Genomic DNA, 12,311 nt, shown 5'->3' with positions numbered 1-12,311 from the left:
GGAAATTAATGCTTTCATTTACTTTGATATTATTTTTTTGTTTACCATTTCATCGGCAAATATAATGCTAAAAACATTAGTACCTGTATTTAAAATAGATTTTTCTATCAATAATTGTTTTTTTCCTGCCTCTATGGTTTTCAAAAGTTTACCAGAAATATCATAAATTTTTACTTCATCAAATACTTTATCTGCTTTAATTATAAAATTATTATTTGCCTCATAAATTTGCAATCCGTATTTGTTATTTTCATTGGTTCCTAAGATTTTATTTGTGGTATTGTAAACAATTTCAAATCTATCTGTACTTTCTCCTGGCTCTGCAATAAACGAATATTCTTGTTTTTGTAAATCTGTCAATTTTCCTTCCTTTTTATCGTGAAGATAAATGGGTTGACCATCTGAAAATTCACCTTCTTTTTTGGTCAAAGAAATCGTGTGAACTCCTGCTTGATAAAAAGATGTTCCTAAACCTACCCTATCATTTACATTAAAAGGATATCCTCTTCCTTGTATTAATAATTTATTATCATCTACTTTAGAGTAGAAGGAGTCTGGACTTTCTACCAATAATTTGGAATCAAAATTTTCTTCAAATTTTTTCGTAGAGCCTTCTTTATATGCAATTAGAATGGTATTGACTAATTTAAGAGGCGTTATGAGCTGTACCCAGTACCTATTATTAGATTTTTGTTGACTTGCCATTCTATTAAAGAATATTCCAGAGGATGCTTTTCTTAGTGAATTGTTAAAATCTAGCGTTTTAGCCACCCCTGTTGCTCTCACTATAAATCCTTGCCCTGGCTTCACTATATTGGTTGGCGTAGACGAATCTGCCACACAACCTTCTGCACATATTGCTGGCGCAGCTGCAGGTACTCCCCCAGAAGCGTTATACACTGCGTAATTGTTATAATAACCTAACTGAGGATAATTAGAATATTGCATCGCAGGATTAGGATTGATATTGGTCCAGAAATAAAATGTTCCTGTAATATCTCCGCTATTGTCTGTGTATAATTGGTCTAAATCTATATTTGATGGATATGGATTTGCTACTAAATTATACCCATGTGCTGCATCTGTATAGGATAAATTGAGAGATAATGTTCCATTATTTGGCAAACCTCTGAATTCTCCAGCGAAAATTTGCGGGGTAGTGGTAGCTGTGTTGCTTGCTCTAATCGCATAACCTTTTGCTGGCAAGAAGTTATTACTATTAGGATCAATCCATACAAAACCATCTGTAGCTTCATTATAGGTATAGAATCTACTTGAAAGAGTACCCGTAGAGAATGCTTTTAGATTTTGACCAGAAACAGGTGTTCCCCAGTAATTATAATCTAAACGTTTAAGGTTTGTATTTCTTTTTACGGTGATGCTACTTCCAGTATAAGTTCCATTTCTTTGTATAAAATTGCCGTCACTCTCTACAGTTAGGGCTCCATTATTGGTTACATTACCTACCACTTCTACAAAATTGTTTGATGAATTGATTGTTAGTGCTTTATTTGCATTTATGGTAAGAGTTCCATCGATGTATAAGTCATTAGAAACCGCTGTATCAAAATTATTTCCTAACACTACGTTTCCAAAAGTTTCAACATTACTATGATTATTGTTATTAACTACTTGGGTAGCGTTTCCAAGGAAATGAACAGTGCTTTGTCCTTGTAAAAAACTTGAATCACCAGCATTATTCGTCCAGTTTCCATAGAGATAGATTTGACCATCTTGTGTAGTGGCATTGCTATCGTCCATGTCTAAAGTGCCTTCAGCATTTAAAGTTAAATTACCATATACTTCTAATTTGTCATTAGCGTTTCCTTCTATTGTTAATTTTTTTTCAATGTCAATATTATTGGCTTTTGCAATGTATCCATATAAATCAGAATCTACTGCTGCTGCACTTATCACAACATCATTCGTTGCTGTATTAGGAATAGAAACATTAGTAGATTGATCAGGAACATTTAAATTATCCCAATTCGAACAATCAAACCAGTTACCATCTGAGCTCCCTCTCCATAATCCATTTACAGTAGCCCCATTTAATATCGTATATACTTGATCTACATGCATCCTCGTATATCCTGTACAAGATAATCTATTAGACCAGTTATTTGGGTTATTAATTCTTTCTATCCAATCTCTTCTGCTTGCAGCGGTTACGGGACCTGTATATTCTAGAAAATCTGTAGCTGCATTAGGCAATACACTAAAACATCTTACCCCTGGATACAATCCAGATTGCTGGGAAGAATTAGTCATTGAAGTCCATGAAGAATTGGTATTGAATGCAAATAAAATTGTTCCTGGTATATACTCTGCATCGTGAGTTCCAGCAGGATTACTCCAAGAGCCCCCTTGCATAAAATAGATTTGATCTCCATTCGTATTTAGAACCACTGGATTTGTGAATCCAGTTTCTCGAGTTACCGTCCATCCATTATCAGGTGAGGTAAACGTAAGAAACGGAGCTGAGTCATATAACCACATGTTTAAGACCGTTCCTGCAGCAATAGTTCCTCCTGTTCTTGTAATTTTATATACTCCTTCAGAGTCTCCCCATTTTCCTGCAGTAGTTCTTTCATACCCGTTATCCGTAATAAAAAACACATCACCATTATAAATATTTTTAAAACTGAAAAAGCTTATTTCATCAGCACCAGAATTAAAACCACTCGCAGCAGCATATGCAGGATTGGTACCTGAACAATTAACTATATTAGAATTCACTCCCACTACCATAAAATCTCCCTTTTCAAAGAAAGAATTGGCTATGATATCAAAAGAACTACTTATCATGCTTTTTGTTCCTTCAGTAGCCGTAAGTGTTTTGCTTGTACCCACCACTGTATGGACAATATTATTAAAAATTGCTACTCCCGAACTCAGTGAAGCAGTAATTGGTGTGGTAAGTAATGAACCTGTACTTGTAATAGAAACTGTACCTATATAATTTTTATCAATATTTCCACAATCATCTACTGCACTTACTCTTACCGTTGGCATAGATTGATTGACTGCTGTAGTTATTGGTTGGGTGGTAAATGTTAATTTAGTTGCTATTACGTCTAATATATTTTTAGTATCTGCTGAAACTGCTGCAGAAAAGGCCGCATTCCCAGAACCCGTAGCATCAAAAGTTGCATTAGTATTAGAAATGCTAAATACCAAATCATCTCCATCTACAGCACCTGCACCCAATGGACATTTCAAGGAAAGTCTCACTGATAATGTTTTCGAACCATTATCAGGGATATTAACATTTAATCCTGTAAATTGTATCTGAGTAGCACTTACTACATTACCAGTCGCTAATAATGTAGAACCATCAAACAATCCAATAGAATAAATCGCATCTCTGAAATCTCCAATAGAACTAGAAACACTTTTAGCAATATTTAATGATGTAAGAATACTTGCTAAATTATCATTATCTCCCGTAGCACCACCATCTCTTATGGTAAATTGCCATACTTGCACTCCTTTTGTATTGTCAGTAATGGGAATGTTATTTACAGTAGAAGAAATGGTATTCTGTTCTGTTCCTGAAGCAATAATATCTGTTAAAGAACTGACAATTCCTGTTCCTGTGAAATTAATTATATAAGGATTTTCGGAGCCTGAAACATCGTTGTTAGGAATACTAATACTCCCTGAAAATGCTGATAAAGCATTTGGAGTAAATCTAATAACAAAAGTAGTGTTAGCATTGCCATTTACAGGAGAAGTATAATTCGTTAATAGAGAAAAACCTGTTCCAGAAACAGTGGCAGCACTTAGATTAAGCGCCTCTAATCCTAAATTTTCAATCGTAAAAGTAATATCTTTATTCGTTGTAACTTCTACATTTCCAAAAGCATAACTTGATCCTGTAGCATAACTTGTAGTACCTTGTTTGATATTAATTTCTGCTTTTGTAAAAGGATAACCTCCTGTATAATGATTGCTGTCTGCTGTAGCATTTATTGCACCAGCACCTGTAGTTAAGCCAGTTAATGAAACAGTGTTAGAGGATAAGGTAGCTCCTTCTGTCCATCCTGAACTTGTAGCATATCTACCCGATTTGCTTATAGACTCCGTTCCGACGATATCTGCAGGGAGATAATTTCCTGTAAAATTATAGGTAGCATTGGTTATGCTATTCCCATTTAGGTTCCAATATCTGGTAATATAATCCGTTGTTGCCTGACTGTTTGGCTCTATTGCATCTTCTACATTCATTTGTAAGAAAGAAGCTGATACAAGTGTAGCCGTAGTAAGATTTACTGTTGCAGGAGAATATTGTGTACCTTCTGCTGTGCCAGAAGCATCTCCTATCGGAAAAGTATAAGAGCTAATAGTAGGAGTAAATCTTTTAAAAGATCCACCCGCTGTTCTGTCTGCTATGATGTAAGATGAAGAAGAACCTCCTGTAAGTGTGCCTGCTCCTGAAGTTGAACCAAGCGTTAACATATTCGAGCCTAAATCTACAATTCCATTGGTAAGAACTAAGGTAGAGTTTACTACCAAAGGTGTTCCTAAAACTGCTCCTATAGTTGAAGTTTGTCTATTTACCGTAAATGTTCCTAAAGTTTGTGAACCCGTTGTAAAATTTAAAGTTCCTATACTTCCATTTCCTAATAATGTAAGATTAGATGTAGTACTTCCTTTAAAAGTTCCGCTTCCAGAAATTGTATTGGCCACTCCTGTAGTTCCTAACGTTAATGTATTACCGTTGATATCAAAAACATTGGTACCTGCATTAAAAGAAATAACATTACCTGCATTGGGTGCTGTAATATCTAAACTTGTTCCAGAAGCTAACTGTACTGTAGTGGTAGCTCCAGAAAAAACAACATAATGAAAAGTAGGTTTACTAGATGCAGTAACTATTTGCGTTCCAGCTTTGGTAAAGAAAATAGCTCTTCCTTTTGCATTAAAAGTATAGCCAGCGTTGAATGTTATGTTTCCTCCAACTTTCAAATCATCTCCAGATGCAAAACCTAGAGTCATCCCACCAGAAGATACAAGATTATTTCCTATGTTCAAGGCTCCTCCACAAGTTGCGGAACCATAATCCATATATAAATTTGAGCCACTATCTATCGTTAGATTATTGGTGATGTATTGCTGTGCTAAGTTTGCCGCATTTACATAATTCAGCGTTGTATTATTCGACAACTGAACATTATAAGGTACTCCAATTGGCGAAGCGGTTCCATTCCATTCAAAATTTCTATTATAAACAGTTCCTACATTATATTTAAGTAAAGAACCTGTGCTGTATCTAAGCGTATTTCCTGTTACAAATCCTCCATTATTAATTTGAAGAACACTATTGAGCGTAGTGGCACTACCCGATCCAGCATTGAAGCCACTTTCTAGAATTAAAGTCGCAAAAGTAGGATTGGCAGTAGTTCCAAATGTAAGCGTTCCCCCATTCGAAACTGTAATGACTGAAGTGGTTATTTTAAAAATACCACCTGTAACACTACTATTAATAAATCTATTCCCTGAAGATAAAGACAAATTACCACCACCAGATAGTGTAAATGTTTGACCGTTTAAATCAATAGATGAACTTGCATGTGTAGTAGAAAGTGTGAGACCATTAATCCCATTCACAAGCACATTAGTACCTGTTGCTAATTTAAGAGAAGCACTATTTTCTACATTTAAAAAATTAAAAGTTTCTGTACCAGAAGAATTGGTAACAGTCTGCATACCAGAACCATTAAAAAACACAGCTCTGTTATTAGGTGTAAAAGTACCAGAGTTAGACCAATTGCCTGCAACTTTCAAATCTCCACCTGCTTGATTTCCTAAAGACAAACTACCACTATTGTTTACATTTCCTCCTATGGTGAGTAATCCAACTCCTGTAGCAGGAGTACCATAATCCATATATAATGCAGAACTTGCCCCTATGGTAAGATTACCTGTAAGCGTTCTTGATATCGCCCCCCATCCATTAGGATAATTTAGGGCAGTGCTGTTTTGTAAAGTTACATTGGCTGGATTATTATTCCATTCATTGCCTCTCCCAAAAATACCACCTGAATTATACACTAAAGTAGCTGAACTCCCATAATTAAGCGCTGAATCAAAGATTGCTCCACTGCTATTCAATTGATTGATACCATTTACGGTAAGATTAGATGCTCCTTTTATTGCTGAAGAAGTGTATAAATTGGTAACCGCTCTTGCCACACCAAGATTAATTGGGCTATTAGCATTAAGCGTAACATTAGTAGGTCCGTTAGTACTTGGCCAATACTTATGTGTATTGTCTATTGGTCCATAATCTGTAGAATTAGCATGATTAAAAATCAGTTCTGAACCAGCAGCATAGGTAAAATCTGTGGTACCGCCTGCCCAACCTCCCGCATTAATTTGGAAGGTTCCATTAACTGTAGTAGTAGCATTTCTTGTTAAAGAAGTACCCGTATATACAGTATGACCAGCAGAAATAGTAGCATTATCGGAAGAAGTAGGCACTGTACCGGTATTCCAAGTAGACCCCGTATTCCAATCTCCAGAAGCTACTGTATATGCACCCGAAGAATTTGATGTTGCATACATTGTAAAATCATCAATCCCAACTAATGGATTAGAGCCCGTTCCTGAAGTTCCATTTATTGTAAATCTAAAATCTATATTCTGAGTATTAGGAATACTTATACCAGAAATTGTTATTGATCTTGCGGTGCTTGTTGAATTAAATAAAGTTTCTGTTCCAGTACTACATGTATATAGTGTAGTCCCAGATATTCCAGTATTGACATAAGCACCTCCATTAATACTGTAAGAAAAATCAACAGTTGCTGGTCTACCATTTTTATTAAATTGTTCTACATTCCATGTTAAAGTTAATCCATCAATTGTACTTCCCGTATTATTTTTAGCATTAAAAGTAAAAGTAGTTGTTCCTGTTGTTGCTGGCTTCTGTAATATAGAATAGTCTGTACTACTTGAAGATGCTCTTCCGGCATAACAATTATTACCAGATGCATTAGCAACTGTAGGAGTTGTAGCACCAGAAGTTATTATTGGATAAGTAGCATTATAAGAAGCGGTTACAACGGCCCAATTAGTTGGTAAAGTAGCGGAGGTACCCCTAAAAGTATCAAAATTTTGTATATAAGTATTCCCAGAACCAAGTCCAGCAATTGAATATTGCCCCCACCCAAAAGTGGAGATTAGAGAGATGAGGAGTATAGCAAAGCGAGAAAATAAAACTCGTAGAGTTTTCTTCATTTGTGTTAAGAGTATGTAAGTTATTTAATAAAACGGACGATAAAATTAATCATTTTTAAGAAATCTTTATGATTTTTTTAACATAAAATAAAAAAAAACGTTTCCTGATAATCAATTACTTAATAATGAAGGGGTTTTCAGAAAATGTTAAATTTTATTCACATAGAACATTGTGCTTTTTTATCGCTCAAAATCTAAAATTCGGCGCCCATTTTTGGCACTTAGCACCGCTTTTTTTGTGTTTTATCTAAGAATCGTTGATGCTTTTTTATCAGCAACCACTAAAAAAAGAGCCGAGAACGAATTCTCGGCTTACTTTCATTTTCACTTCCATTTGTAAAGGGATTACTTGATGATTTTTTCTTCAAACCATCTGGTTTCTGTTTTCCCTTTGATGAAATACACTCCCGGAAGTGGTAATTCTGATTTTGGAATTAGTATAGATTTATTTTTTGGAGTATATTTTTTATTGAAATTGCCTAGAGCATTGCTCAAATAAAGTTCTAGTATCTTCTCATTTTTAGAAATCACGAGGTAATGGTCTGCTTGGTCTATCACTCTAACCTCTTGTAAAGCTGTATCGGTATTACCTGAATTTTGTGATTTATCCATAAATACCAATTCAAATCGGTCTTCAATTTCGCCCGCCGTTTGTACCGTAAAAGTGTAGTCTTCGGTTTGTAAATTCACGAGTGAATTGTTGACATTGTCTTTAATCAAAATGGCTTGACCATTGGCAAAAATTCCTTCTTTTTCGGCTAAAGAAATGGTATAATTTCCCGGCGCATAGAAAGATGCTCCTAGCGGAATTACTTCATTCATCGCCAATGGATATTTTCTGCCTTGAATGGCTAATTTATGTTCACCTAAAATAGAATAGAATGAATCTGCTCCTATGATGAGATGTGGTGCATCATAATCTATTTCGAAATCATTGGTCGCTTCTTTTTTGTAGGCTATGAGGATTTTATTTGCCACCTGCAATGGTGTGGTTAACTGCAACCAAAATCTATCGTTGGTTTCTTCTTTGGCATTTTTCGACATTTTGTTAAAGAATTTAGCGGTGGTATTATTAGTTCTCATGCTGTTGTTAAAGACCACTGTTCCATTATTTTTGGCTTGGATAATGAAGCCTTGTCCTACTTTTATGTATTGATTTGGTGTTACAGAACCATTTTGTGCAGGACCTGTTGCAGGAACACCTCCACTAGCGTTATAGATGGCGTAATTATTAAGAAAACCACCATTAGGATAATTGGCGCCTTGCATTTCAGGATTAGGATTTACATTGGTCCAATAATACGCGATGTTATTGATGATACTGCTATTAGCTGCATAGAAATTGGCAAAATTGATGTTTGATGCGTAAGGATTAGACACGAGGTTATATCCATTTGCTGATTTGGTTACATTTACAGCAATCACTCCATTATTCGGCACTCCGAAAAATTCTCCGTTGAAAACAGTATTGGTAAGTGCGTAATCATTTGGCGCTCTAATGGCGTATCCTTTTCCAGGAATAAAATCATTACTGGTAGGTGAAATCACGTAGAAGAAATCATCTGCTTCGTTATAGGTATAGAATCTTGTAGACAAAGTCCCTGGAGAAAATGCTTTAAGATTTTGTCCTGCTACAGAACTTCCCCAATAGTTGTAGTCTAAACGTTTTAGATTGGCATTCCTTTTCACTTTTATATTTCCTACGTTTACAGAAGTATCATTTCTTTGAATCAAATTACCATCATTTTCTACGGTTACTGTACCATAATTGATGAGCCTATTGTGAATTTCCACATAATGATTGGCGGTTACGAGCAATGATTTCCCAGAAGTAATTTCGCATTCGCAAGTGACAAAATTGCCATGAAGGTCTGTATTATAGCTCTCGGCCAACAATACTTTTTCATAAGCATCTGGTGCTGAAGTTCCTAAGCCAGACCATGCTGAGCCGTTCCAAACTTTAGCAGGAGCCGTTCCCTTGAGCAGAATATTATCTACGCTCCAGATTCTAGATTCTGAGCCTGATATTAATCTGAATTTTAATTTTAAATCATTTACGGCAGGCAATTGAGAAAGTACAATGGTTTTTAAGGCATTGGTGGTTTGGCTTCCCGTAGGTGTTTGGAAGGTTACTGGAGCATTGGTGCCAGAATATATTTTACTGGCAGCACCTAAACCATCTGCAAATGACCAATTGCTGTTTACATTTCCTCTGATGATGATTTCATCTGAATATGCCCCACCATTGGCAGACACCGAAACTATAATTACATCACCACTATTGGTTCCTACTCCAAAATTTCCGCCTAAAGAAGCGAGATTGAAACTTAACTCTACATTAGAATAAAAACTGGTGTTGATGGAATTAAAGTTTATTTCGGCGTCTGTATTAAATATCTGTAAAGATTCTTGACCTAAGTATTTGTTTTTGAGGGCTTCATTGGCAAAAGCAAAGCCTCCTGAAACCACCACAGAACCCGTATAAACATTTGTGGTATAATCATATAGTGGTTCATTTGGAATATCTTCAAAATCTTGCTGTACAATGATTACATCTGAACTGCATGGGACAGAAGTACTGCCTCCTCCTCGAATCGCAAAGGTGTAAGGACTCTCGTTAGTATCATTGTTCTGAATATTTACGGTAGCGTTTCTTAATCCATTAGCAGAAGGATTGAATCTAATAATTAAATTGCTGGAGGTTTGCTCGAGGATGTTATTGGCAGGATTGGTTATGATAGTAAAATCGCTTGCATTAGCTCCTGTAATGGTTACTCCATTGATAGAAAGTGGAAGATTTCCTACATTTTCGATAACGAAGGTTTTGTCTATGGTTCCACCATCTACTACTGTAGTACCAAAGAAAGTATTGTCATAATTATCTGGTGTGATATCTCCACTGGAAATATTGAGTCCGTTTCCTCTTACGTTGATCTCTCTTCCTTTGAGAGGATTACCTGCAGTAATCTCATTGATGAGTGGAAAATCTGTTAACCCTTCTAATTTTAAAATATTGCTACCGATGTGAATGTGTTCTAACCATTGTGTCCCATTCCACTGACCTGCCACAGAATTTACTTCTGTACCAAAAATATCTGCATTGGTATAATAGGCATTAACGCTGTATCTTAGATTTACGGTATTTTGGGAATTGAGCACCCAGTATCTCAAAAGATAATCTACGGGTGAATCATTGGTGGTGTGTTTTGCATTTTCGGTTGCCACTTCTATAAATGCAGACGAATTAAGGATTCCTGAGTGCAAGGTAATTTCTAGTGGTGTGTATTCGCTTCCTGCATTGGAATTCGGATTATCGCCTACAGGGAAAAAGTAGGTGATTTTAGCATTTACATATTTTCTTAATCTACCCCCTCCATTAGATTTTTCTGAAATCACAAAACTATTGGCGCTTCCTCCGGTAAGTGTGGTAGTAGCTCCTAGGGTAAGGTAATTGTGTTTAAGTTCTACATTTCCATTGGTAAGAGTAAGATTGTTTAAAATCACCACAGAAGAGCCTAGAGTTACGGCTGTTTGTCCTGCTTGTCTATTGATAGTTAAATTTCCCAAAGTCTGAAAACCTGTTAAAAAACTCATAATTCCTATGCTTCCGTTTCCGAGCAATGTGAGTTTTGAAGCATAGTTTCCTTTAAACCTTCCTGTTCCAGCGATGGTGTTATTTACTCCTGTAGTTCCTATGGTTAAGCTCTTGCCGTTGATGTCTAAAACATCTGACGCATTAAGAAATGAAATAGCATTTCCACCATTGGGAGCGGTGATGTTTAGATCTGTTTGCAACTGAACATTGGTGTTTCCAGAAGGACTCGCTAAATTGATATAAGGAAGTATAAGTGGATTGGTTACTGACTGTATGGTTTGTAAGGCATTATTAATGAACACTACCGCTCTATTATTGGCATTCAGACCATTCGCAATTTGAATATTCAAGTTGCCTTTTAAGAATAAGTCATCTCCAATATTGTTTCCTAGGTTGAGTTTAGAATTTGCATCTTTGATTAAAAGATTTCCTGCTAATCCTCTCGCTGCAAACATATTGAGCTGGGTTCCGTTTTGGATCGTGACATTTTGAGGAATTCCTAAACCTGCAGTTGTTGTATTGTTTCCTCCCGCATTCCATTCATTGCCATTGTTATAAGAAAGTCCTGTATTGTAAATTAAAGTAGAGTTATTTCCATAAATTGGTGCATCGTTAAAATATCCATTGGTATTGATTTGAACCGTTCCATTAAGAATAAGGGAAGCATTTGATAAATGTATTCCTGCATCTACCGACATGAGACCTTCTACGGTTCTGGTCATATTGTTTAGTCTGAGTCCTGCAGGTAAAGCAGTAGGTGGAATGGTTGCCTGATATACATTTCTAGGTCCACTGGTTACTGGCCAAAATACATCTGTATTGTTTACTTCATAAAATCCAGAACCTAGGTCGAAAATTAAATTAGAACTCATTCCATAGACAAAATTATTGCCTGTAGCCCAACCTCCAGAAATAAGTTTAAAACTGCCATTTACTAGCATAGATGCATTATTCACACACGTAACACTTGCTGCTAATGTTCCATATAGATTTATGGTAGTATTGGCGTTTCTGGTTGCAAAAGCGGTATTATCTAAGGTTACCTGATGATTGGCATTGATGATAACTGCATCATTTCCATTGGGAATTACTCCTCCTATCCAAGTGGATGAAGAAGACCAATTTCCTGATTGTGCAGATTGTATCTGTGCATTCAATACTGCATCAAGTAACAAATACACTAATATAACAGAGATATAAATACCTCTCGAGAATAAATTTTTTTTCATTGTTTGTGTTTTTGTTTTTCATCAGTCTTTTTTTTCTAAGTCACTATCAAAATTACAAGTATTACAGAAGAAATGTTCTAATGCATTTTACGTATTTTGAGGGATGTGGGGTGCGGGATGATGCGGGGATTGTTTGAAGATTTTCTTTGCCTCTTGTCCTAAAGGATGTAAAATCTTCAAAAAATGGTGGATGAGGAAACTTCTCGCGGATTCTTTTTTATAAATATTTTTTTGGTCTCTCA

General features: G+C 35.8%; 2 protein-coding genes. Both read right to left on the bottom strand.

From position 1 onward, the window contains the following. Positions 1-18 precede the first annotated feature (18 nt). Positions 19-7,245: a beta strand repeat-containing protein gene (locus ACT53I_RS01440; protein WP_476078102.1), complete on the bottom strand. Its 7,227-nt coding sequence runs from the start codon at positions 7,243-7,245 to the stop codon at positions 19-21. A gap of 345 nt (positions 7,246-7,590) precedes the next feature. Continuing rightward, positions 7,591-12,069: a choice-of-anchor D domain-containing protein gene (locus ACT53I_RS01435; protein WP_476078101.1), complete on the bottom strand. Its 4,479-nt coding sequence runs from the start codon at positions 12,067-12,069 to the stop codon at positions 7,591-7,593. Between the last annotated feature and the right edge of the window lie 242 nt (positions 12,070-12,311).

The sequence above is a fragment of the Cloacibacterium sp. DMC96 genome, assembly GCF_056313765.1.
The sequence above is the reverse complement of the archived record's forward strand: the minus strand, read 5'-3'. Positions and strand labels throughout refer to the sequence as shown.